This window comes from Fictibacillus gelatini DSM 15865 (assembly GCF_000430745.1).
In the GTDB taxonomy this organism is placed as follows: Bacteria; Bacillota; Bacilli; order Bacillales; family Fictibacillaceae; genus Fictibacillus_A; species Fictibacillus_A gelatini.
Map to the genome: position 1 here is coordinate 112342 of NZ_AUMP01000002.1, position 23501 is coordinate 135842.

Here is a 23501-nt window from a genome sequence, read left to right on the forward strand (position 1 = left end):
CTTTTTTTACCCTTATGACATAAGAAAAGTGAAGGCGACTGCCTTCACTTTTCGAAATTATGCACGATCAAGCATGCGGTTTAATGCACAAATAGCATACTCGGACGTTTCTTTATCTACTTTAATTTCATTTATTAATTTTCCTTCTTCAATCGATTCAAGTGCCCACAGTAAATGCGGAAGATCGATTCGGTTCATCGTCAAACAAGGGCACATGTTTGGATTGAGGGAAATGACTGTTTTATCCGTGTGGTGTTTTGCTAAACGGTTAACAAGATTCATTTCCGTACCGATCGCCCAGCTGCTGCCTGCCGGAGCCTTTTCTAATTGCTGGATGATATAATTCGTTGATCCTGCGAAATCAGCTTGTTGAACTACTTCCCAGCTACATTCTGGGTGAACGATCACGTTCATATCAGGATTTTTCCGGCGAATGTCGTTTATGTTTTCGACCGTAAACTTTTCATGAACCGAACAATGTCCTTTCCATAAAATGACTTTTATATTTTGGACATCTCCATCATATTCTAATTGCTCGGCTATGGGGTCCCAAATGGCCATTTCGTTAAGCGGGATTCCAATTTGATAAGCGGTATTTCTTCCAAGATGCTGATCTGGCAAAAATAAGATACGTTCTTGCTGGGTGAATGCCCACCGAACCATTTTCTCCGCATTCGAAGAAGTGACCGTTGCACCGCCATGTTTTCCGCAAAACGCTTTAATAGCCGCTGTTGAATTGACATATGTCAATGGTAAAATTGTGTCGCCAAAAAGGGTTTGCAGCTTTTCCCACGCCCGTTCGGTTTGATAAATGTCAGCCATATCCGCCATTGAACAGCCCGCCCGCATATCCGGAAGAATGACCTTTTGCCTCTCTTCAGTTAAAATATCCGCCGTTTCTGCCATAAAATGAACGCCACAAAAGACAATATACTCGGCTTCCTTATTTTGAGCGGCAAGTTGTGCAAGTTGAAGTGAATCTCCCGTAGCATCGGCAAATTGAATCACTTCATCTTTTTGATAATGGTGGCCCGGAATATATAAACGTGCACCGAACAATTCTTTAATTTCTCGTACCCGCTCTTCCATCTGGCGATTATTCATTGAGAGATAGTTGTCAGGAAGACTGGATTTTAGTTGAAAAGCTTCCAATACGCTCATCTTTCATTCCTCCACTTATATTTAAACTAATATCAAGCGAAACAGCTGAATGGGTTAACATTCCTAAAGAAATATAATCAACACCCGTTTTTCCATACTCGGCCAAATTTGAAAGCGTAATTCCTCCGGATGCTTCTGTCATAATCGATTCAGGCACAAGCTTTATAAATTCTTTAATTTCTTCCGGAGAACGGTTATCAAACATGATGACATCTGCCCCGGCCTGGACAGCTTCTTCAACTTGTTCTCTTTTTTCTGTTTCGACTACAATTTTCACCATGTGGCCTAATTTTTCTTTCACCTGGCGAACGGCATTTGTAATGCTTCCCGTGTGCGCAATATGATTATCTTTAATCATGACGCCATCATATAGTCCCAATCGGTGATTGAAGCCGCCTCCGCATGTGACCGCATATTTTTCAAACATTCGAAGACCTGGCGTCGTCTTTCTCGTATCACAAATTCTTGTATGCTCACTATTTACGGTATCAACCGCTATTTTTGTCAATGTTGCCACACCTGACATCCTCTGTATTAAGTTTAAAATGACACGTTCTCCCGTGAGCAAAGCCTGAACCGGCCCTTTTACTAGTGCGAGCAACTGTCCTTCTTCTACTGGATCTCCGTCTTTTATGAATGGAGTGATTTCAAAGCGGTCATCAAGCAGGCAATAACCTACACCTAAAACGTCAACTCCGCAAAACACTCCTTTTTGTTTGGCGATCAACCGGCCCTCCGCCCAATCATTTTCGGAAAAAAGGGTGGAGCTTGTTAAATCGCCTTCTCCTATATCTTCAAGAAAGAACTCTTGCAATTTCTTTTTCACTTGTAACGTATTCATCGTTAACCTTCTTTCTAATTAGTTGTCGTCTCAGCCATTCTTGATCATTTGGAACAGGGTAATCGCTCCTATAATGCCCCCCTCTGCTTTCCGTCCGCATAAGTGCCGATGTTGCGGTAAGCCATCCGACAGTAAGCATATTGATCACTTCAAGATCATAGGTCGAACAAAACATATTACATTTACTAAAGTCAAAGCTTTCAAACCATGAAATCGCTTCTTTTAATTCTACGGGATGACGAACGATGCCAGCCTTTTCGCCCATTGTCTTTTTAATCGCCTGTTTATCAGGAAGAATTAATGGCGAATACGTTGATGGAATCGGATAATCCGGTTGTGGCATGTCACAATCAGCAGATAAAATATGCGTTGCCGTCTGTTTGGCAAATACCATTCCTTCTAACAGTGAATTACTTGCGAGCCGATTTGCGCCGTGAACCCCTGTGCGTGCGACTTCTCCGATCGCGTACAAATGCGGAATCGATGTTTCTCCCCATTCATCGGTTATGACACCGCCCATCGAAAAATGGGCCCCTGGCTTAATGGGAATACGTCCGTTTTTAATCGGTATGTTAGCTTTTTCACAAAGTTTTGTAATCGAAGGAAATCGCGTTGCGAAATTTTTTACTGCCGTAATATCAAGATATACGGGCAAACCTTCTTCCATTTTTTTGAATATCGCCCGCGCCACGATATCGCGTGGAGCTAAGTCTTCAAGAGGGTGCCTCCCTTCCATAATTGGCGTCCCATCTTCCGTCACAAGACGTGCACCTTCCCCGCGAACCGCTTCAGAAACAAGACCGTGCGCTTTTCCTTGAGAATAAAGCATCGTCGGATGGAACTGGACAAATTCTAAATCTGATAAAGCTGCACCGGCCCGATAAGCCATTGCTATCCCGTCCCCGGTAATCGTTTCGTCATTGGACGTCACTTCATATAATCCGGCCATCCCCCCGGTTGCCAAAATAATATGTTTGGCATAGTAAAAATGAATATTGTCATCTTTATTTTTTGTCCAAACACCGATACATTTGCCATCCTGTATGATCAAGTCACCAGCAAATTCGTGTTCTTCTATTCTTATGCTTTTCCTGAGCCGATCGTAGAGCGTCTTGACGATAAAAGCACCGGTCTGGTCCCCGCCGGCATGGATGATTCGCGGATAGCGGTGCCCCCCTTCCCTGCCGAGAGAAAGACCGCCACTCGCGGTTTTATCAAAAGGAACGCCGATCGAAACAAGCCGTTCGATAATATCCGGTGCTTCCTGGACTAATAACTCGGTTAACGTTGCTTCATTATGAAAACATCCTGCTGTTATCGTATCGAGAAAATGATCGGTCCAATGGTCATTCGGATCAATGGAAGCCGATATGCCCCCTTGTGCATAATACGAATTGCTTTGTTGAAAGGTTGACTTTGTGATAATTGTCACATTTAATTTCGTACGCAAAAAATCTGCTGCCATTAAACCGGCAACACCAGAGCCGATGATGAGTACATCACTTTGAGTTACATTCATGCCTATCCCACCACCAATTTTTGGTTTAGTTAACACCTGTCTTGACACTTATCTTTACACAGATTTAAACTTATGACAAGAGTTTTTTTAAGAAAGGTTGGAAATTCCATCGTTTAAGAAAAGAGGATGAAAAATGATTTATTTAGATTATGCTGCGACGACGCCAATGTCAGAAGAAGCCCTTAATGCATACACTCAAACTGCGAAAAACTTTTTTGGAAATACAGAAAGCCTTCACAATATCGGAACAAAGGCTCATGACTTAGTAGAATATGCAAGAAGGGAACTCGCGGGCTGTTTTGGCGGCACATCGGAAGGAATTACGTTTACAAGCGGCGGCTCAGAAGGAAACTTCCTGGCGATTACGAGCCTTGTTCGCGGCTATCAACATAAGGGAAGACATATCATCAGTACCCACCTTGAACATAGCTCGGTTAAACATACACTCGGCTATTTACAAGATCAAGGTTTTGATGTGACCTATATCAATGTTGGTTCAGATGGGCGTATTTCTCTTTCGGAAGTAAAGAAGCACCTGCGTGAAGATACAATTCTAGTCACGATTCATCATGGAAACAGTGAAATTGGAACGATCCAACCTCTTGAAGAAATCGGACGCTTTTTAAAAGAACAAGGCATATTGTTTCATAGCGACTGTGTCCAAACGTTCGGAAAGATTCCATTAGATGTAAGAAAAATGAATCTGGATGCCATCACTCTCTCCGCTCATAAAATTTACGGACCAAAAGGGGTCGGGGCGCTTTATATTTCACCTGAACATTCCAGTCGGCCGTTTCTTTCCGGGGTTACCCATGAAAAAGGGATGCGCCCCGGAACGCTCAATACACCGGGAATCGTCTCTTTCGTAACCGCTGCCCAATCGATGGTGGCTAAGATGAAGGAGTGGCAAACTCATGTTGAAAAACTGCGCTCCTATTTTTTATCGCGTATAATGGATAAAGACGAGCTATTTTTTTATGAAGGGCATAACGACTATTCGTTACCTCACTATATTCCGATTCGAATTATAGGAATGGAAGGGCAGCTTGCTATGCTTGAATTAAACCTGCGCCAAATTGCCGTCTCAACCGGTTCTGCATGCCAGGTCGGGAAACAAAACCCTTCCCCCTCTCTTCTAGCGATCGGAAGAACACCTGACGAGGCACGCGAACTCATTAGAATGACACTTGGATGGCAAACGACGAAAGAAGATATAGAAGTGGTCACACAAGCATTTCAAGATATAGCTCAAAGTTATTTAGCGAAAAGGAGTTGACCATTCATTGAAAGAAGAAAAGATTTTAGGAGAGGACAGGCGGTCGCTGCTTTTAAAATGGCTTAAAGAAAGCGACAAGCCTCTTAAAGGAAGCGAATTAGCTTCCAAAACGAATGTATCAAGACAAGTGATTGTCCAAGACATATCTCTTTTAAAAGCGAAAAAGGAGCCGATTATCGCTACTTCACAAGGGTATGTCTATATAAAGAACGAACCGAAGGATAAACCATACATTCAAGTTATCGCCTCCATTCATACACCCGGGCAAACAAAAGATGAGCTTTTCACGATCGTCGATCATGGCGTAACGGTAAAAGATGTAATGGTTGAACATCCGATATACGGAGATTTAACAGCCTCTCTTATGTTAAGCAACCGCAAGGAAGTGGAAGATTTCATGGAACGCTTAAAAGAGACCAATGCCGTTCTTTTAAGCGCATTGACAGAAGGCATCCACCTTCATACGCTTGAAGCACCTTCTAAAAAGCAACTGGATGCAGCATGTGAGGCATTAAGGGTAAAAGGCTACTTGTTTGAACAAAGCTGATGAGAACAAAGGGCATAAAAAAGAGGCTGTATTTAAGCTTCTTTTTTATGCCCCTGAGCCAATCACTTCGACTCGTTCAACGGCTTCCATTTTTTTCAGGGTTGTTAACAGGTCATTAATTTCACCTTTTAATGCATTTGTTTCGATAGTCAAGGTGACATTCGCCCTTCCTTGAAGCGGAATGGTTTGATTAATTGTAAGAACATTGCATCCCATGCTGGCCACTACCGTTAGCAGGCTGGATAGTGCACCTGAGCGGTCTTCTAAATTAATGAACAATGTAATGATCTTTTCCCTCACCATCGTATGGAAAGGGAAGATTCCGTCTCGGTATTTATAAAACGCACTGCGGCTTAAACCAACCTGCGCAGCCGCTTCTGCAACCGTTTTCACTTTTCCTCTTTCAATTAACGATTTTGCCTCCAATGCCTTTTGCATCGATTCCGACAAAACATCTTCTCGAACCATGTAAAATTGGTGTTCCTTCATCATTTTTAACCCCCATCATTCTTCACCCTTAGTATAAACGATTTCGGTCAAAAATGTCTATCTCAAAAAGACAAATAGACTGCACAAATGTGCAATCTATTCAATAAATTCAAATTCATATTTTAAGATTCGTATCGTGTCACCATTCTCGGCGCCTCTTTCACGCAATGCTTCATCAACACCGAGTGACCGCATTTGCCTTGCAAAACGTTTAACCGATTCATCCCGGGAGAAATCCGTCATTTTAAACAGTTTTTCAATTTTCGGGCCATTTAAAACGAAGGTGCCGTCAGGGTCTCTTGTAATGTAAAACCCTGCTTCTTCTTTTTCATGTTTGTAAACGACGCGATTCGTCCCTTCTTCCTCTTCATGAATAAGCGGAAATTCAGGTGTTTCCTCCAATAGGTCAGCTGTAGCAAATAACACTTCGCGCAAGCCTTCTCGCGTTACAGCGGAAATTGGGAAAACCGGCACTTCTTCTTTTAATTGCTCTTTAAAGCGCTCTAAGTTTTCTTCCGCTCCCGGAATATCCATTTTATTGGCGACAACAATTTGCGGCCTTTCTGTCAGGCGCAGGTTATATTCTTTTAATTCTTGATTGATTTTCACATAATCGTCAAAAGGATCCCGGCCTTCCATGCCGGACATATCAATCACATGAAGAATAACCCTCGTTCTTTCAATATGCCGCAAAAATTGGTGACCGAGGCCCACTCCCTGATGGGCGCCTTCAATTAATCCCGGAAGGTCGGCCATGACAAAGCTTCTGCCATCTTCTACCGCGACTACGCCAAGATTTGGTGTGATCGTCGTAAAATGATATGCGGCGATTTTCGGTTTCGCAGCTGAGACAACGGACAATAGTGTTGATTTTCCTACACTCGGAAAGCCGACAAGTCCGACATCTGCTAAAACCTTAAGCTCGAGAACGACTTCTTTTTCTTCACCGGGCTCTCCATTTTCGGCAATTTCAGGCGCCGGGTTAGCCGGCGTCGCAAAACGGGTATTTCCTCTTCCGCCACGGCCGCCTTTTGCGATGATGGCGCGCTGGCCATGATGAACCAGGTCGGCGATGACCTGTCCTGTTTCCGCATCTGTAACAACGGTACCCGGAGGCACTTTAACGATCATATCCTCCGCATTTTTTCCATGCATCCCTTTTGACATTCCATGTTCGCCCCGGGGAGCTTTAAAATGGCGATTGTAGCGAAAGTCCATTAACGTACGGAGCCCTTCTTCAACTTCAAAAATAACGTTTGCTCCACGTCCGCCATCGCCTCCTGCAGGACCTCCGTTTGGAACGTATTTTTCGCGACGAAACGCAACCATGCCATTTCCTCCGTCACCGCCCTTGACAAATACTCTGACTTGATCGACAAACATGTTCCTCACCTCTTTTCTGTAAAACTATATATGTTTTTCATCGACAAACGTTAGACTCAAAAACAATTCATCTTGACGAATATAGCTTTCGATAATGGAAAACGTTTTATGTGTTTTTTTGAAATCTTCCAGGGCATCTTCCATCATTTCACGGTTCTCTAAGCCACCCGTAAAATGAAACGATAGGAGGAGTGGATCAGTCGCTATCGTTAATCGAATTTTATTTTCCGTCTTCATACTTGCATGGCTATTAAGTAAAGACAAAATCAACCGGCATCCATTTAGCAATGTTTCTTCGTATGTATGCAAATCCCTGACTTTTCCATCCACTTGGAATTTTAAGTCAATCGGATGTTTGCTCCAATTAAATGTAATTAAATACTCGAAAAGCTCCGGTGTGTTCAAATTCATTACGTTGGATTCATTTCTGGCGGAACGAATAATCTCATCAATAATTTCATTTGCCCTCTCGATTCGATTTAATGACAAATTCGCTTTAATTAATTGGAGATCATTCATCCAGTCATGTCTCGCATGGCGCAAAACTTCAACTGTCGTCCATTTTTTAGCCATATTGTCCCTCTTCTCATGAATTGCTTATTAAGTCTTAAAAAATAAAAAGCCCTAACCAATCAGGTTAGAGCTAAATTCCTTACGCTTCGTTTGCGATTGGATATACGCTTACTTTTTTACGATCTCGACCAAGACGTTCGAAACGAACGACACCGTCTACCTTCGCGAAAAGAGTATCGTCTCCGCCTTTACCTACATTTGTTCCAGGGTAGATTTTCGTACCGCGTTGACGGTAAAGAATAGAACCACCTGTTACAAATTGTCCGTCTGCACGTTTCGCACCAAGACGCTTAGAGATGGAGTCACGACCGTTCTTTGTGCTACCAACACCTTTTTTAGATGCGAAGTATTGAAGATTCAATTTAAGCATTTGTTCCACCTCCTGCTATTTGAGTATCTTCAGCGGTCAAATCCGCTTTTTTTCTTCATTGACTTGAATATATTGACTATAGTCACGTTCTATCGTCTTTAACGATACGATCATACCTTCTAATAAAACCTGAGCTTTACGAAAAGGTTCATCGCAAGCCATATCAGGTAAATCCATCCGCAAGAAACCGCCATCTTCGCGTGTTTCTACATCTGGAGTAAACTGACAGAGCTCTTCAATAGCATTAATCGTTCCGAATGATACAGCAGATGCTCCGGCACAGACAAGGTCTTGTCCATAGGGTCCGGACTCCGCATGTCCTTTCATTATAAAGGAGCGGATAACGCCATTTTGATTTCGAATAATCGAAACTTTAATCATTGGAATTAACCGTTGATTTTTTCGATTACAACTTTAGTGTACGGTTGACGGTGACCTTGTTTGCGGCGATAGTTTTTCTTCGCTTTAAACTTGTAAACGATCACTTTCTTTTCGCGACCATGCTTTTCAACTTTGCCAGTTACAGTCGCACCTTCCACTAAAGGAGAACCTACTTTAAGGTTGTCTCCGCCAATCATAAGAACATCTTCAAATGTTACAGTTTCGCCGGCTTCAACATCAAGCTTCTCAACGTAAATTGCTTGACCTTCTTCAACTTTAAGTTGTTTACCACCCGTTTGAATAATTGCGTACATCGATGTGCACCTCCTCTTAAACTCAGACTCGCCATCACAGGTGCATCAATGCTTAAAACCTGATCTGCGCGGTTGGAGCGGGTGCTCCAAAAACACTAACGGAAAAATCATACCACGTTTGATCCATGATTGTCAATGATATCGGTTGATTCTTTTTTGTATTTCATCGATTGTGCCGACATGACGAATTTCAAATTTCGCATAAGGATATTCCGTCTCTGTCATCGTGATTTTATAATTTAATATATTTTCGAGCTCATTTAGCTCTTCACCATACTTTTCTTTAAGGAGCCCTGCCACTTGCCCCGAGCATTCTATCCAGATTCCTTCTTCATCCATATAGCGCCGCTCCCATAAGGCACGTTCGAGTTGATACGCTATAGTTTCCGCCGAAAGAACATTACCCGTCCCCGAACAGACAGGGCATTTACTTGATAATACATCATATAGCGGGCGCCTTTCCTTCTTCCTCGTAAGTTCAAGGACGCCCATTGCGGTAAAACCGTAAATCACCGTTGTCATTGGATCATTCGTTAGCCATCTTTTTAAAGCGGCGATGACTTTGCTCTGATCTTCTTTTTCCTTCATTGTAATAAAATCAATTACAATCATACCGCTAATGTCACGAAGACGGATCTGCCTGGCGATTTCTTCTGCTGCAAGCAAATTTGTATTTAACACGGTTTCCTGTCTGTTCGTTCTTCCTATGTATTTATCCGTATTGACATCGATGACGGTTAACGCTTCCGTATGATCAATTCGCAATGAAGCGCCATTTTTTAACCAGACGTGAGGCCATAAGGCTTTTTCAATTTCACTTTCAATAGCATAATGAGCAAAAATATTTTCTTTCCCTGTATATAATTTTATTTTTTCTTTCAAGCCGGAGGCATTTTCTGCCCATTTCAATAATGTTTCATATCCATCACGATCATCTATAATTATTTCTTCAACGGATTTAGTGACGATGTAACGGCCAATCCGCTCATACCAATTATTTTCTTGATGAATAAGGGATGGGCATTTTGCCGCTTCCACCTGTTGAATGATCGCTTCATATTGCCGGGCTAAATGATCATATTCTATTTTCAACGCTTTGTCATTCTGTCCTTCGCTTGATGTCCGAAAAATCATCCCGTCTTCATCTCCGACCCACTTTTGGCCGATTTCCCGCCACTTTTCCCGTTCATCGCTGCTTTTTATTTTCTTTGAAACCCCTACATGGGCGGATTTAGGCAAATAAACAAGATGACGGCCTGGAATTGAAAGCATTCCCGTCAGTTTCGCGCCTTTTGTGCCAAACTCCTCTTTCACAACTTGAACGAGCAGTTCTTCCCCTTCTTTAACAAACGATGAAATGTTCATTTGCTGTTTTTTTCCATGATCATAAGAAGATCGTTGAAAAGAAACTAAATCATCGCGATGAATAAATCCGTTTTTTTCCGTTCCAATATCGACAAAGGCCGCCTGCATACCGGGCAACACCTTTGTCACTCGCCCTTTATAGATGGAGCCTGGCATCGGCTGACTGCTTGGCCGTTCTATCTTTAAATCAACAAGCTTGCCATTTTCCAATATAGCGATTCGCTTTTCAATCATTCGGGCATCGATAATAATTTTTATATCCAAACTTCAAGACCTCACTTCAATCATACTGCTTTTATTTTATCATAATAAAACATTCCGGCCGAACAGACCAATACAAAGAAAGACCCCTCTTTTTCGTTTATCGAAAAAGGCGGCCGATCGCACATTGCACTTGATTGGAAGCAAAATAGACATCTAACAATTGCTTTTCTTCAATCTCTTTTTTTCGAAGCGGCTCTTTTATGACGATCACATGGTAAACCCCTTTTTGAAACAGGGCAAGAACATCGGAAACAATGGTATTCCGATCAACATAAATAAGCTTTTTTTCTTTACGTGAGGAAGAAGAAGCGTGATAAATTCGTTCCATCAGAAAACGCATAAATACATAAGGGCGCTGCTTCCATTCGAAAAAATGGGTAATGACTAAAAAAATAAAAATGATCCATGAATTTAAGTGAAGCGGATTGCGTGAAACGAACACAATGAAAAAGAGAAGCAAAAAAAGAAATGAAACGATAAGAAATAGAGAATGCGCTCTTTTAAAAGGGAGATAGCGGGCAAAGAAAATAAAAAGCAGTTTCCCGCCATCGAGTGGCATAATCGGTAATAAATTAAAACAAACGATTGTCATATTCATGTGGAGGAACCATTCATGTTCGCTATTCGTCCAAACGCCAAAATGCCATAAAAGAAAGGATACCCCAATCATCCATATGTGCTGCAAGGGTCCGAGAATGGTAATGATAAACTCTTCTTGAAAAGGCCGATTTCCGTGTTCATCTACTTCCGCGACGCCCCCAAATGGCAGCAATTCTACTTTTTTAATTCGCCATTGAAAAAGATGAGCCCCCATAAAATGACCCATCTCATGAAAAAAAACAATCAGAAACAAAAGAATCATTTGCCGAAAGTGGCCAGTCATTAGCGCAAGCCCGATGACAAGCCAGAATAAAGGATTAATTTTCACCTTTTTTAAATAAGAAAAAAAGAAATTATTCAAAATTGATCACCTTGCTTGGATCGATGAATTCATCTCCTTTTTTAATCGCTAAATAATACGTACCCGTTTTCCCATCTTTATTTGGCGTCACTTTTCCAAGCGTTATGCCGCTTTTAATGTAGCTGTACAGTTTAACCTGGCGCTTCACACTATCAAGCATTCCATACCACGATTCTTCTCCATCGCTATGCTGGATGATGACTGTTTTCCCTAAATTCCCTTTATCGCCAACAAACGTAACATAGCCATCTTTCAACGTATCAACATTTGAATTTTTGCCCGTTTCAATTAAAATACCCTTTCCGTTTTTTTGGAAGCTTTCATATACTCTTCCGTTAACTGGTACAGAAAAATCATTTTTCTTTGCCAATTTCGTCTTATCGTTGGATGTCGATGTCTTTTGTTTATCCGGAAAAAGAGCAAGTGGTTTTCCAAACTGGTTTTCATACCATTTTTTCACGGACGCAAATTGAAATTCCTCGTTATATAATTTCTTCACAAATCGCTGTGCTTTTATGGCCTCATCATTATGATTTTTAAATGCAATCCCCACTGCTAAAAACAAACAAATAGAAACGAGTATTTGAAATAAGAAGAATGGAAAATGAAAAAGCGGATGTTTCTTTTTTTCTTGATCATCATCTTCTTCGAAATGAATGTTTTTTGGATATGAATAATGATTTTCGACTACTGAACTTGATTTTATTCGATCCCTGTAGCGCTGTCGTATTTCATCAGCACGATTTCTCACGACCGGCAACCCCCCCGTCCATAAAGTGTTTACCTCATCCTATGACTTGTCCGGAGAAGTTATTACAAAAAAACGGAGAGAAATTGGAATTCCTCTCCGTTTCTTACTTCATTCCTAATAGCATCTTAATCTTAGAAAAGAAGCCTTTTTCCTCTTCAATTGGCGTCAAAGGAACCGATTCGCCCAATATCCGCCTTGCGATGTTGCGGTAGGCGATCGATGCTTTGCTATTTGGATTTAACGCAATTGGCTCTCCTTTATTTGCTGCTTTAATGACATTTTCGTCATCGACAACAACTCCGATTAATTCAATCGCTAAAATGGAGACGATTTCATCGACATCGAGGCTGTCCCCGCTTTTCATCAAATTGCTTCGTACGCGGTTCACAATGAGTTTCGGTGGCTCAACATCTTCTTGTTCCAGGAGCCCGATAATCCGGTCCGCATCACGAACAGATGCTGTTTCAGGATTGGTAACGACAATCGACTTATCCGCACCGGCAACCGCGTTTTTGAATCCCTGTTCAATTCCGGCAGGACAGTCAATAATGATATAATCATAATCTTGCTTTAATTCTTGAATAATTTGTTTCATTTGCTCCGGCTGAACGGACGATTTATCCTTTGTTTGTGCAGCTGGAAGCAAATACAGGCATTCAAAACGTTTATCTTTAATTAAAGCTTGATGAAGCTTGCAGCGTCCCTCCACAACATCAACGAGATCATAAATAATTCGGTTTTCCAGACCCATTAACACATCAAGATTGCGAAGACCGATATCTGTATCCACTAAACAAACTTTTTTGCCTGAAAGGGCAAGAGATGTACCAATATTAGCAGAAGTTGTCGTCTTACCAACTCCACCTTTTCCAGACGTAATAACGATTGCCTCTCCCATGCTTTATTCCCCTTTCTATATGAATGCGAAGTCCATCCGCTACAAACGATTCAAATTGGGTCTGATTTTATGTACGATACTTAATCGTTCAATTACAATGCGCTCGTCATCATCAGGAATATAAGCACATTCCATTTCGTGACCTGCTTCGTCATAATGATCCGGTGCCCGATTAATCAACTCTGCAATCCGAAGCTGTGATGGTTTCATGAGGGATGCCGCGATAACTGCCTGCCTGTTACCGGTGCATCCGCCATGGGCCATCCCATTGAGCGCTCCTAACACGAATATATTTCCCGTCGCCTTAATCATACCTCCCGGGTTGACATCTCCAATTAAAAGGAGATCCCCCTGTACGCTTAAAACCTGGCCGGAACGAATCACTTTTGAAACGGTGACGACTGTAGCATCTTTTTTCATTTCTTCGGCTTCGGCCTTCGTAATGACATTCGATTCAAATTGATCGACAAGTAAATTTTTCTTCTGACCGATAATTTTGCGAATGGTATCACACTGTTCATCCGTTAAATAGCGATTCCCCGTTTTTACCCTTACAGTAATAAGCGGCCCGTTAAATAATTGACCATGGTCCGCCGATAATTTATTTTCAAGCTCTTCAACGAGCTGCCCGAACGAACATGTATCATCCAAGAGCAAAGTGAGGCCATCTTTCGTTCCTTTAATGGTTACATGATGTTGGAGTTGTTTTTGCATCCTATCGTTCACCTCAACATGTTAACATTCGACGAAAATGTTAAAAAACCTTCTGCACACCTAATTTTCACCGATGCTATCTTTCATTTTTCGCAAAAATTTAACGAGTGGATAATAAATGAGTATCGCAAATACTCCGTTTAAAATGAGAGTTGAGATTAGTCGATTATAAAGGAAAAGATCGACACTCTCATTTGCAACCCCAACTAAAGTATTAAGCCCATAAACTAAAAACTCAAGCACGGCAACACCTAATATCGTAAGAACGAGCGTTACAAATAGATTCCCAAACAAAAATCTGGATAAAACCGCGGTAATATAAGCGACCAGTGCGGTTGAAAACATGTAAATGCCGATTAAATCTGTGTACATTAAATCAGTTAACAACCCAAATATCAATCCGTAAACAATCCCATAAGAAGGCTTTAAATAACTCGCTACGAAAATAATGATTACGAGTGAAAAATGAGGGATTAATAGAATTCCCCAATCCTGTTTGGGATTAACGACTTGCATTACGGTACTTTCAAAAACAAAAGCAATATAGGTAAGAAAAGGAAGAAGAATGCGGTACATTATTCTTCCCCCTTCTCGTTCAACACGTTTTCATCTAACTTTTGCGCTGTTCGATCTAAAATCATCACATGGTCGAGATCGTACAAATCAGCTGCAGGCTTTACATAAGCCGTTTTGGTCAAGCCATATTCGTCCGGTTTCACATCGGTTACTTCCCCGATCAATAAACCGCTTGGGAACACTTCGCCCAATCCGCTCGTCACGACTTTTTGCCCTTTTTTAACTTTCGCTTCAATCGGGATCTTCTTTAAAAGCAATCTTCGTTTTTTGTCATCATAGCCTTCAATTGTACCAAAAACACGTTTGTTTCCTTGAACAATGGCGGAAACGCGGTTGGTTCGATCGTTATCGCTTATCAGTTGGACGGTTGAATAAAACGCTCCAACCTTAACAACTTTGCCAATGAACCCTTCCGTCGTCCGAACGGCCATTTTCGGCTGAACACCGGCATTTGACCCTTTATCAATGAAAATAAATTTATTCCATTTATCAGGGGAGCGGCCAATGACGGTCGCCTGTCTCACCTTATAGTCTGAGAGATCTCCTTGAATCCCTAGCTGCTTTCTGAGGTCTTTATTTTCCTTATTCAATCGTTTGACATCGACAGCCATCTGGGCATATTCGTCCAATTTAGCTTTCAAGAGCTTGTTTTCATGATACATATTTTTCATTTCACCGATATTCTCAAAGAAACCCGCTACTAAGTTAGCGGGTTTATAAAAGATAGATTGGGTGAATCCTACCGTATCTTTTAAAAATTTCTCCGGCCATGTTAATTCTTCACGATCTTTCATTGAAAAACCAATCAGTGCCACTAAAATAATAATACTTACGAGAAGAATAATAAGCCGCTTATTGGAAAAAAACTGTGGCATGATTTAACACCTTCTTAAACCTTTGATTTACGTGCGGTAATCCCCGCTTTAGAGTGGAAAAGGTGTAAGTTCTCAAGCGCGCGGCCTGTTCCGATCGCTACACAGTCAAGGGCATTTTCTGCAACAATGACAGGCATTTTCGTTTCTTCGCTAATCACTTTATCAAGGTTACGCAAGAGCGCCCCGCCACCTGTTAATACAATGCCTCGGTCCATAATGTCAGCCGCAAGTTCCGGAGGAGTCTTCTCAAGCGTCACTTTAACCGCATCCATAATGCTGTTTACCGTGTCACGAAGTGCACCGGAAACTTCTTCAGCTGTAATCGTAATCGTTTTCGGCAGACCCGTCAACAAATCTCGCCCACGGATATCCATATCTTGTACACCTTCAGCCGAACCGGCGGAACCGATCTCAAGTTTCAATGTCTCAGCTGTACGTTCCCCAATCATTAAATTGTACGTCTTTTTAATATATTGAATAATCGCGTCGTCCATTTCATCACCGGCGACTCGGATCGATTGGCTCGTTACAATTCCACCAAGAGAAATGATTGCAACTTCAGTCGTTCCACCGCCAATATCAACAACCATGCTTCCGGTCGGTTCCCAAACAGGAAGATCCGCTCCGATCGCGGCTGCAAAAGGTTCTTCAATGGTAAAAGCCTCTCTTGCCCCGGCCTGTTTTGTCGCATCTTCTACGGCACGCTTTTCAACAGCTGTAATGCCTGAAGGCACACATACCATAACGTTTGGTTTTCTAGCAAACACCGAACGGTTCTTTTGCGCCTGTTGAATAAAATATTTCATCATTGTAGCTGTCGTTTCAAAATCTGCAATAACCCCGTCTTTCATCGGTCTTACTGCAACGATGTTTCCGGGTGTACGCCCGATCATATTTTTTGCGGCATTACCTACAGCTTCAATTGATCCTGTATCTGTACGCAGCGCAACAACGGAAGGTTCACGCACAACAACACCCTTCCCCTTCACGTATACAAGGGTGTTTGCTGTTCCTAAGTCAATCCCTAAGTCTTTTGAAAATCCACCAAACATTTATGTAAACTCCTTTCATATCAAGCAAAACTCATAAATATGATTATACGACAAGCGGGGCAAAAAAGACAATGTTAAACATACCCTTTTTCTTTTAAACTGACATATTTTCGATCACCGATAATAATATGATCGAGCATTTCGATTCCGAGAATCTTTCCGCACTCGACCAATCGCTTTGTCACATCTATATCTTCACTGCTTGGCGAGGGATCGCCGCTTGGATGATTGTGAAAACAAATCAATGACGCAGCGGACCGGCGAATTCCTTCTTTAAATACTTCCCGCGGATGAACAATAGAAGAATTCAAACTGCCAATAAAAATCGTTTTCTTGTGAATGACCTGGTTTTTCGTATTTAAGTAGAGACAGACGAAATGTTCTTGTTCAAGAAAGCGAAGTTCATCCATTAAATAATTGGCGCCATCTTCCGGTGAACGAATGGCATAACGTTCATCAAATTGAAGCCGGCTAATTCTTCTTCCAAGTTCAATTGCCGCTATTAATTCTACCGCTTTTACATCACCAATGCCATTAATTTCTTTTAATTCCCCAATCGTCGCATTTTTCAACATACGCAATCCTTCAAAATGTTGAACGATTCGGTTTGCCAGATGCAAAACCGATTCCTTCTTTGTTCCAGTCCTTAGCAATATCGCAAGCAACTCTTGATTCGATAATGCTTCAGGGCCTTCATTCAGCATTCTTTCACGCGGTCTTTCATGGGCGGGATAATCTCGAATCATAAGCGGTGTACTTTCCACTTACGTCTTTCCTCCTTATTTGATATCTCTTTGACTGACTGCGCTGATACCAAACGATTCAAGTTCTCGAACAACCTTCGAGATTGGTAGCCCCATCACATTGTAAAAATCGCCGTTGATCGATTGAACGAGAGTCGCACCTCTTCCTTGAATGCCGTATCCTCCCGCTTTATCCATTGGTTCTCCGCTATTCACATAGTGCAAAATTTCTTTTTCCGTTAATGGCCAAAAAGTAACTTCCGTCCGGTCGGAAAACAAACTAATCTTGTCTTTTGAAATGATGCAATTGCCCGTATAAACCGAGTGGGTTTGTCCGGATAACATTGTAAGTATTGCTATCGCTTCTTCCCGGTCTTTCGGCTTTCCAAGCATTTGGCCGCCAAAGACGACAATCGTATCCGCACCTAAAACGACACATTCCGGATGGGACTCAAACACATCTCTGGCTTTTTGTTCGGCAAGTGAACAAACGAGTTTGTCCGGGGATAAAGTAGGATCCATGACCTCTTCAATACGGCTTGGAATCACTTCAAATAGAAAATCGGCCATAGATAGAAGTTCTTTTCTCCGAGGAGAAGAAGAGGCTAAAATGAGGTTTGGCATGAAATCTCACCCTTTTTTAGAAGTTGTTTAAAAGGATTGAGGAAAAAATATCTCCTTTTAAACGTTATTACATCATGTCTAATTGAAAAGGGCTTACCTTTAGCATATCAAATCCCCTAAAATTAGACAATCATTTGTATCGTTAAATTGCTTCTTTTAGTCTTTCGTCATTTTCTGCCGGTTTATGACTAATTTTTTTCAATTGTAACCACTTTGTAATACATAATGGCGCTGATGGTTATGAACAATAGAAAAAGAGGTGATTCGTTATGAAACTGTTGAAAACGGTTATTTGTCTGTTCATTTTTTTAGGTTTTCACACAAACGCAAACGCCAGGCAACCTGGCGTTCCTACAGTTGTTGTCGATACGAAGCCAATGGCAAATTTGAAAGAATTGCGGAATGAGTCGACCATCATCGCATTTGGCTGGTTTAATACAGCCCATCAGGAGCGTCCGCTGGGGAAATCGGTACAAGGCGGCAAGCTTGTAAATTTCGTTCAAAGCTTTCAAACGAAAAGATATATCAAAGGCAGCGGACCACAGATTATTTCTGTCGTATCGACCGGCATTGATCCACTACCCGCTCCGGAAAATCCGTTAAATAAAGTGTATCCTGGACCAATGGCAGAAGGAGAATATATCGCATTCCTTAAACCGTTAAAAGGAACGAAACAGTATATACTTGTTGGCGGATGGCAAGGGGTTTACCCGATTATCGGTGGTAAAACGATTGCACTTGAAGGTTCCGGTTTTAATGAATTAAACGATTTAACAGTCCAGGAATTCGAAACGAAAATAAAAACTTCATTTTAAAACTAAAGCGACCGGGTAAAATTTATTTTTTACCCGGTAGAGCTTATTTCAACGTATCAAGAAGCTTCGTATAGGAGACAAGGCTGTTTAACGCAGATTGTTGGAATTTCCAATTTACTTCCCCATTTGATTTGCTTCCTAACTGTTTCAACGTCTGTTCAAGATCCTTTTCATAATGTAAAGCGGCTTGCTTCTGCTTTGTGTTCCAGCTGCCCTTCTGTTGATTTAAATAATCTTTCCAGCTGGAAAAATCTTTTTGGATCGATTGTTCACTTCCCTTGCTGGAAGATGGCGCCTTCGCCAGTGTTATCATGTTTTGAAGCAAAATTTTCCCATTCACAAAAAACGCTTCATCCTGCTTGTTCGTGGCCTTCAGTTGTTTATACGTCACATTTAACGGCTTCATGTACACGTCAATTCCATTGTTTTTATACATGTCAGCGAGCGATTTTGCCTGCTCTTCATTATTTCCCACCCCAATATAAACAAAATAACGGCTATCCAGTTCGTAAACAGTCGCGGCATATCCTTTCGCACGAATGCTGCTCGCCAATCGGTTTGCCGTCTCCTTCGATTGATAAATCCCGCCCTGTGCGACATGAAAATCAAGCGCGATATCATGTATGGCTACTTTCGAAGTTTGCACAACACCACTTGCTGGCAGGCTTGCGGTCACTTCTCCTTTTGCCCCGGAAAGTTCACCCGTAAATAACATTAAAAGGACGGCACCGAACCCTGAGCCGATGACAACCGCTCCTATAACCGCCATAAGCAATTGCTTTGAAAAACGAGAAGTGCTTTTTTTCTTTACCGGTAACCGTCCCGGTCTCCATGTCATTTTCTTTTTCTTTTTTTGTTTCACTTGTGGAAATTCGATTGACGACTTCCGCTCTAGAATCGCTTGAAAATCAAGAACTTTCCCTTCTTCCTCGGCGGTGAATGTTTTAGGCACAGAATCCGAATAAACGGATGCAGCTAATTCTTCTGCCGTATTCACGGATCCTTCTCCTGTCTCTTTAAGCGGCTTATCTTGCCCATTAATAAGCACTGTAATTTGCCGATGATCCTTCAATCAAACCCGCTCCTTTATCTATCATCTACTAAATCGTATGTAAAAGAAGTAGTTAATAGAACAAGAAAAATAGCAGGAGGTTTAAATCCTCTTGCTATTGATTAGCGGCTTTAGGCGTAGTGAATAATGGATTTTCTTTACCTGATGGCAGTTCGTAATGAGACTCTGGCAACTCTTTAACCAATTCCGTCAGTTTCGGCAAATAAAAGGCCGAGAGCTCGACAGAGTACGTTAATGGCTCCGTTGCAGTAGACGTCCCGGTCGACTCTTGAGGCCCCGCAAACTTCATTGCCGTAATGTAGGTAATCCGTTTGGATGATTCGATCTCGGAGAGAAACTTTTTCCACGCGTTATAATCAGGGACTTTCACTTCCAGGCTTACGTTGACTTGCTTTAACTCTTCAGGCATGCCCTCAAGCTTTGTTTTCTTTTGTTCCGTGCCATTCGTTGTTACCGCTTCATTCACGCCATTTACAGTGATTGATTGCGGCTTGTTGTTTTGATCAGCAGCCGGCTGATTATTTTCGGCCGTATTTCGATCCGGCTGCACTTGCTCCGCTTCTCCATCTCCAAATTTCATCGTTGCAATCGAGCAGCCTGAAACGGTTTCAGCTCTCTTTAACTGCAATAAAAACTGATCCACTAACGGTTTAACGGGAACTTCCTGTTGCAACAAAGCAATGTGGATTGGAGCAACCTTCTTTTTCTTATGTTTGCTATTTTCCAATCGCTGCAATTCCTTTTCCTTATCCGCCGCTTCTGCTTTCGCCTCGTTTAACTGATGATGTAACGGCCGGTATACCCCAACGTATAAATAGCTGACTAAGCCAAGTAAAAGAATGAGGCAGCTTATCGTCAAGATTATTGTTAAATTAAAGCGTCTTGCCAAACGAATCATCCTTTCTTCCTTGCTTGAAGCGCGTTCGTGTTCATGTTTAGTTCGTATTTGGCAATATATCGCGGCAGCACCGAGAATGGATCAGTAGATGTGTTTGAGCCTGCATTATTTTCATCTTGTTCTAATGAAGCCGTAGTGACTTCCAGAAGTGTAGCCTCATGAATAAAGGGCGATTCTGTCAGATCATGTAAATATTGTGCAGTCTCATCAAGCGTATCAAATTGAACCGAAAGATCGACCGTACCGCCATCTATATACTCGTAGCTGATGAAATATCCCCGTTTGGGCAATAACGAAACGAGATGGTCCAACAGCTTGACCGTCGAACGTTGATTGGAATGAACCCAATCGATATTCGTTTGCAAGATTTGAGCTGCATTCGGTTTGACTTGAACGTTCTTTTTTTTCTGTGCCATTTCAATCAGGCGTGTGGCAGTATCAACTTTTTGCTGTTCAATAGAAAGTTTTTGGTTCATTTTATATGTCGCATGAAGCAACCATACTCCCATTCCAATTAGCACTAGTAGACTTATAGAAAGGATCAAGAAGGTGAAGTGGAAGGATTTACGCTCATGTTTTGGCAGTAAATTAATGTCGACTAACATAGCTATACCGCTCCTTTTAACCCGAGGCCGAAAATCACTTCATAGCCCGGCTCAATCGGTACATTCACCTGTAACGCAATCCGTTCCACCGGAAGGAAAAACGTCTCTGTCAAACGCTTTTCCACGAGCTTTAAATCAGGAAAATCGCCCGTGAGCAAAATTTTGGTTACACCCTGGTTGCCTTGTTGAACCGTAAAACGATAATAATTGAGAACCCTCTCTATCTCCACCATGCTATCTTCCAATGCTCCATTTAAGCTGGTCTCGTCGTTTTTGTATAGGACACCATTTGTCCGCTTTTGCCATTCTTTCATCTCGATATTCATCCGGAAATGCTGGGAAAAGAGCGGCTTGTCGTCATGAAAAATACTTAATTGAATAGCGCTGAGGTCAAATTGTAAACATAGCAGATGATCTCCCGGATGACTTTGTCCCGTAAAGTGGAAGAGGCGATAGAGCGAAAGAAAAGAAATGTCGGCTACAACCGGTTTCAGCTTCACTTCCTCGAGCAAGTCGGCATAGCCCATCACCGCCTTATCAGGGGCGGCAAACAAAAGAATTTCCTGCTGTTCTTCATTTCTGCCAATCACCTCATAGTCGAACAAAGGATCTTCAAACGGCAAATGGATCGAATGGCCGAGCTCCATATAAACGTATCCTTTAATTTCATGTTCGGGAATGGTCACAGGAATCAGCTGTTTGCGAAGAGCAATATGTGAATCCTGAACGAGAAATTGAACTTCACGCTTTTTAATCCCCCATTCATCAACGCATTGTTCAAGAATGGTGACAAACAATTCTTCATCCATTATCTCGCCTCTAGAAATGACTCCGTCCGGAAGGTAGCGTTCTCCATAATTTTTCACGATACCGGCTTCTTTCATTTCAAGAAAGCGAATGACATGATCTGCGATGAGCAAATTAACCCTTCTGTTTTTCCTGCCGATTGTAATTCCCATCGATTCCACCTCTGTCTATGTAACGACCATTATGTCATAAGATCGATATACCAGCTTAATATCGTCTCATAAAAAAAGTAAGCGGTAATAGTTCCAAAAACGATGAATGGGCCAAACGGAAACGGCACGCCACGTTTTACTTTACCTAAAAATAGCCCAACAACACCAATCAATGAACCCAATACCGTTGATAAAAAAAACGTAAGCAATGTCGCCTTCCATCCTAAAACGATCCCGAGGGTGCCCATTAATTTTATATCCCCGCCGCCCATGCCGCCTTTCGAAAGAACAGCGATGAAAAACAAAAGGCCGAACCCGACGGCGCCTCCAACGATCATATCCCACCACGGATCAAGGGGAATAATGAGACGGAGCACGATAAAAAGCGGTAAAAAGAAAAACAGGACTTTATCTGGAATGATCATATACTTTATATCGGATACAAATACGATCATTAAAAGAGAAATGAATGCCCAGGCAACGAATAATTCCTTTGACCATCCGATGAAGATGGTGGCAACTGTAAATAAAACGGCGGTCAATAGCTCGACAGCCGGATAAAGCAGCGAAATTCTCGTTCCACACCCTCTGCATTTCCCCTTTTGAAAAAGATAAGAAAGAACAGGAATAAGCTCAAACGCCGTTAATAGACGATCACAAACTGCGCAATGAGACCCCGGCCGAACGATCGACTCTTTGTTCGGTACGCGAAGCCCGACAACATTAAAGAACGAGCCGAGAATCAAGCCAAATAGGAATGTAAGTGTATACAGTAATAGGTTCATAGAGAAACCCCTTTTTAAACGTTTGATAACCCTCGAATAGAGGGTTATCGTTTTACAATTATTTCAATTTCGCATTTTCTTTTTTCAAATCATGAGTGTTTATCTACTGTACTATCGATGAAGATGTCGCTAGAGGCACTTATGCTTTAAATATAATATAGTTTAATACCCTTCCGGAGGGTTATCTCAATCTATCCATAATAACTTTTATTGGTCACCTTTTAAGAATACTTTTGATCTATCCAGATCGTTAGGTTCAATTGGTTTAATATAGGCTTTACCTGTATCTTTAGACACTAGTGTAACTGTGTATGTTACCTTCGTGTTGGTATTTTGATCAACTGTTATTGACACTTTTGATTTTGCAGTATCATAATCTCCAGCTTTACCTGGAGATTTAGGGACACCCTCTAGAAATCCATCGTCAACTAATTTTTGCATGGTTAATTCATTCACTCCATCAGTGCCATTTTGTGCAACAAACATCCTTGCTGCATCAACCATTGTTTTTGCATTAGCGATATGCGCATCTTTCTTCGAGTTATCCAAAATATTACCAATAGCCACAATCGCAATCGCTGCAATAATCCCCAAAATAACAACAACAACAAGCAGCTCGATGAGTGTTAAACCTTTCTCATTTTGTAAATGTTTCTTCAGTAATTTTCTCATTTTTTCTTCCTCTCCCCT

General features: G+C 41.7%; 28 protein-coding genes and 1 other annotated feature. Of the genes, 3 read left to right on the plus strand and 25 right to left on the minus strand.

Annotation, left to right across the window (positions count from 1 at the left end):
- Positions 1 to 57: 57 nt before the first annotated feature.
- The 3 genes from nadA to nadB are packed head-to-tail and all read right to left on the minus strand — an operon-like array spanning position 58 to position 3521.
- Complete coding sequence (nadA, locus tag H538_RS0103630) at positions 58 to 1161, minus strand: quinolinate synthase NadA (protein WP_026676429.1); 1104 nt, start codon at positions 1159 to 1161, stop codon at positions 58 to 60.
- Complete coding sequence (gene nadC, locus H538_RS23015; RefSeq protein WP_051291248.1) at positions 1118 to 2002, minus strand: carboxylating nicotinate-nucleotide diphosphorylase; 885 nt, start codon at positions 2000 to 2002, stop codon at positions 1118 to 1120. Before nadC ends, nadA begins: the two co-directional genes overlap by 44 nt.
- A complete protein-coding gene (gene nadB, locus H538_RS0103640; RefSeq protein ID WP_035350003.1) occupies positions 1956 to 3521 on the minus strand; it encodes an L-aspartate oxidase in 1566 nt (521 codons plus the stop codon). The genes nadC and nadB overlap by 47 nt, the downstream gene beginning before the upstream one ends.
- A gap of 133 nt (positions 3522 to 3654) precedes the next feature.
- On the opposite strand from nadB, the gene H538_RS0103645 reads away from it, so the two are divergent.
- Together H538_RS0103645 and H538_RS0103650 are read left to right on the plus strand one after the other, a co-directional pair.
- Positions 3655 to 4797: an IscS subfamily cysteine desulfurase gene (locus tag H538_RS0103645; protein WP_026676431.1), complete on the plus strand. Its 1143-nt coding sequence runs from the start codon at positions 3655 to 3657 to the stop codon at positions 4795 to 4797.
- 7 nt (positions 4798 to 4804) lie between these two features.
- Positions 4805 to 5344, plus strand: a complete 540-nt coding sequence (locus H538_RS0103650; protein WP_026676432.1) for a transcription repressor NadR — start codon at positions 4805 to 4807, stop codon at positions 5342 to 5344.
- A gap of 45 nt (positions 5345 to 5389) precedes the next feature.
- Here H538_RS0103650 and H538_RS0103655 read toward each other — a convergent pair whose 3' ends face one another.
- The 16 genes from H538_RS0103655 to H538_RS0103730 form a co-directional block, all read right to left on the minus strand.
- Positions 5390 to 5833 (minus strand): ACT domain-containing protein, encoded by a 444-nt coding sequence (locus H538_RS0103655; protein WP_026676433.1) that lies wholly within the window; start codon positions 5831 to 5833, stop codon positions 5390 to 5392.
- A 96-nt stretch (positions 5834 to 5929) separates the two neighbouring features.
- Positions 5930 to 7216 (minus strand): GTPase ObgE, encoded by a 1287-nt coding sequence (gene obgE, locus H538_RS0103660; protein WP_026676434.1) that lies wholly within the window; start codon positions 7214 to 7216, stop codon positions 5930 to 5932.
- A 24-nt stretch (positions 7217 to 7240) separates the two neighbouring features.
- Positions 7241 to 7789, minus strand: a complete 549-nt coding sequence (locus H538_RS23020) for a Spo0B domain-containing protein (protein ID WP_051291250.1) — start codon at positions 7787 to 7789, stop codon at positions 7241 to 7243.
- Positions 7790 to 7868: 79 nt separating this feature from the next.
- Positions 7869 to 8159 (minus strand): 50S ribosomal protein L27, encoded by a 291-nt coding sequence (rpmA, locus tag H538_RS0103670; protein ID WP_026676435.1) that lies wholly within the window; start codon positions 8157 to 8159, stop codon positions 7869 to 7871.
- A gap of 36 nt (positions 8160 to 8195) precedes the next feature.
- On the minus strand, positions 8196 to 8540 hold the full coding sequence (locus H538_RS0103675; RefSeq protein ID WP_026676436.1) for a ribosomal-processing cysteine protease Prp: 345 nt from the start codon (positions 8538 to 8540) through the stop codon (positions 8196 to 8198).
- Between the two features lie 5 nt (positions 8541 to 8545).
- Positions 8546 to 8854 (minus strand): 50S ribosomal protein L21, encoded by a 309-nt coding sequence (gene rplU / locus H538_RS0103680; RefSeq protein ID WP_026676437.1) that lies wholly within the window; start codon positions 8852 to 8854, stop codon positions 8546 to 8548.
- Positions 8855 to 8868: 14 nt separating this feature from the next.
- Positions 8869 to 8938: a sequence feature (ribosomal protein L21 leader region), on the minus strand.
- A 48-nt stretch (positions 8939 to 8986) separates the two neighbouring features.
- Positions 8987 to 10483 carry an Rne/Rng family ribonuclease gene (locus tag H538_RS0103685; RefSeq protein WP_051291252.1) on the minus strand — a complete coding sequence of 499 codons (1497 nt, stop codon included), beginning with the start codon at positions 10481 to 10483 and terminating at the stop codon, positions 8987 to 8989.
- A gap of 97 nt (positions 10484 to 10580) precedes the next feature.
- Positions 10581 to 11444, minus strand: coding sequence for a M50 family metallopeptidase (locus H538_RS0103690; RefSeq protein ID WP_026676439.1), 864 nt, complete (start codon positions 11442 to 11444; stop codon positions 10581 to 10583).
- The gene (locus H538_RS0103695; protein ID WP_026676440.1) at positions 11437 to 12195 is read right to left on the minus strand and encodes a M23 family metallopeptidase; all 759 of its coding nucleotides are present in this window, start codon (positions 12193 to 12195) and stop codon (positions 11437 to 11439) included. Before H538_RS0103695 ends, H538_RS0103690 begins: the two co-directional genes overlap by 8 nt.
- Before the next feature lie 103 nt (positions 12196 to 12298).
- Entirely contained in the window at positions 12299 to 13093 is a 795-nt protein-coding gene (minD, locus tag H538_RS0103700) for a septum site-determining protein MinD (protein ID WP_026676441.1), read from the minus strand.
- Between the two features lie 39 nt (positions 13094 to 13132).
- Complete coding sequence (minC, locus tag H538_RS0103705) at positions 13133 to 13807, minus strand: septum site-determining protein MinC (RefSeq protein ID WP_026676442.1); 675 nt, start codon at positions 13805 to 13807, stop codon at positions 13133 to 13135.
- A 60-nt stretch (positions 13808 to 13867) separates the two neighbouring features.
- Positions 13868 to 14383, minus strand: coding sequence for a rod shape-determining protein MreD (gene mreD, locus H538_RS0103710; protein WP_026676443.1), 516 nt, complete (start codon positions 14381 to 14383; stop codon positions 13868 to 13870).
- Complete coding sequence (gene mreC, locus H538_RS0103715; protein ID WP_026676444.1) at positions 14383 to 15258, minus strand: rod shape-determining protein MreC; 876 nt, start codon at positions 15256 to 15258, stop codon at positions 14383 to 14385. Before mreC ends, mreD begins: the two co-directional genes overlap by 1 nt.
- 14 nt (positions 15259 to 15272) lie before the next feature.
- Positions 15273 to 16310 carry a rod shape-determining protein gene (locus H538_RS0103720; protein ID WP_026676445.1) on the minus strand — a complete coding sequence of 346 codons (1038 nt, stop codon included), beginning with the start codon at positions 16308 to 16310 and terminating at the stop codon, positions 15273 to 15275.
- Positions 16311 to 16384: 74 nt separating this feature from the next.
- Positions 16385 to 17056 (minus strand): RadC family protein, encoded by a 672-nt coding sequence (gene radC / locus H538_RS0103725; protein ID WP_081412582.1) that lies wholly within the window; start codon positions 17054 to 17056, stop codon positions 16385 to 16387.
- Positions 17057 to 17089: 33 nt separating this feature from the next.
- Positions 17090 to 17677: a Maf family protein gene (locus H538_RS0103730; protein ID WP_026676447.1), complete on the minus strand. Its 588-nt coding sequence runs from the start codon at positions 17675 to 17677 to the stop codon at positions 17090 to 17092.
- A gap of 269 nt (positions 17678 to 17946) precedes the next feature.
- Here H538_RS0103730 and H538_RS0103735 point away from each other — a divergent pair, with 269 nt between their 5' ends.
- Positions 17947 to 18492, plus strand: a complete 546-nt coding sequence (locus H538_RS0103735) for a hypothetical protein (RefSeq protein ID WP_026676448.1) — start codon at positions 17947 to 17949, stop codon at positions 18490 to 18492.
- Between the two features lie 43 nt (positions 18493 to 18535).
- Here the strand turns inward: H538_RS0103735 and H538_RS0103740 are convergent, their stop codons facing one another.
- The 6 genes from H538_RS0103740 to H538_RS0103765 all read right to left on the minus strand — a co-directional run bounded on the left by H538_RS0103740 (position 18536) and on the right by H538_RS0103765 (position 23483).
- Positions 18536 to 19564 carry an SPOR domain-containing protein gene (locus H538_RS0103740; RefSeq protein ID WP_026676449.1) on the minus strand — a complete coding sequence of 343 codons (1029 nt, stop codon included), beginning with the start codon at positions 19562 to 19564 and terminating at the stop codon, positions 18536 to 18538.
- 94 nt (positions 19565 to 19658) lie between these two features.
- Positions 19659 to 20462 (minus strand): hypothetical protein, encoded by an 804-nt coding sequence (locus tag H538_RS0103745; protein WP_026676450.1) that lies wholly within the window; start codon positions 20460 to 20462, stop codon positions 19659 to 19661.
- Positions 20459 to 21067 carry a PilN domain-containing protein gene (locus tag H538_RS24990; protein ID WP_051291254.1) on the minus strand — a complete coding sequence of 203 codons (609 nt, stop codon included), beginning with the start codon at positions 21065 to 21067 and terminating at the stop codon, positions 20459 to 20461. Before H538_RS24990 ends, H538_RS0103745 begins: the two co-directional genes overlap by 4 nt.
- A 2-nt stretch (positions 21068 to 21069) precedes the next feature.
- Positions 21070 to 22026, minus strand: a complete 957-nt coding sequence (pilM, locus tag H538_RS0103755) for a type IV pilus biogenesis protein PilM (RefSeq protein ID WP_026676452.1) — start codon at positions 22024 to 22026, stop codon at positions 21070 to 21072.
- A 29-nt stretch (positions 22027 to 22055) separates the two neighbouring features.
- On the minus strand, positions 22056 to 22811 hold the full coding sequence (locus H538_RS0103760) for a prepilin peptidase (RefSeq protein WP_026676453.1): 756 nt from the start codon (positions 22809 to 22811) through the stop codon (positions 22056 to 22058).
- A gap of 207 nt (positions 22812 to 23018) precedes the next feature.
- Entirely contained in the window at positions 23019 to 23483 is a 465-nt protein-coding gene (locus tag H538_RS0103765; RefSeq protein WP_035350009.1) for a prepilin-type N-terminal cleavage/methylation domain-containing protein, read from the minus strand.
- Positions 23484 to 23501 lie beyond the last annotated feature (18 nt).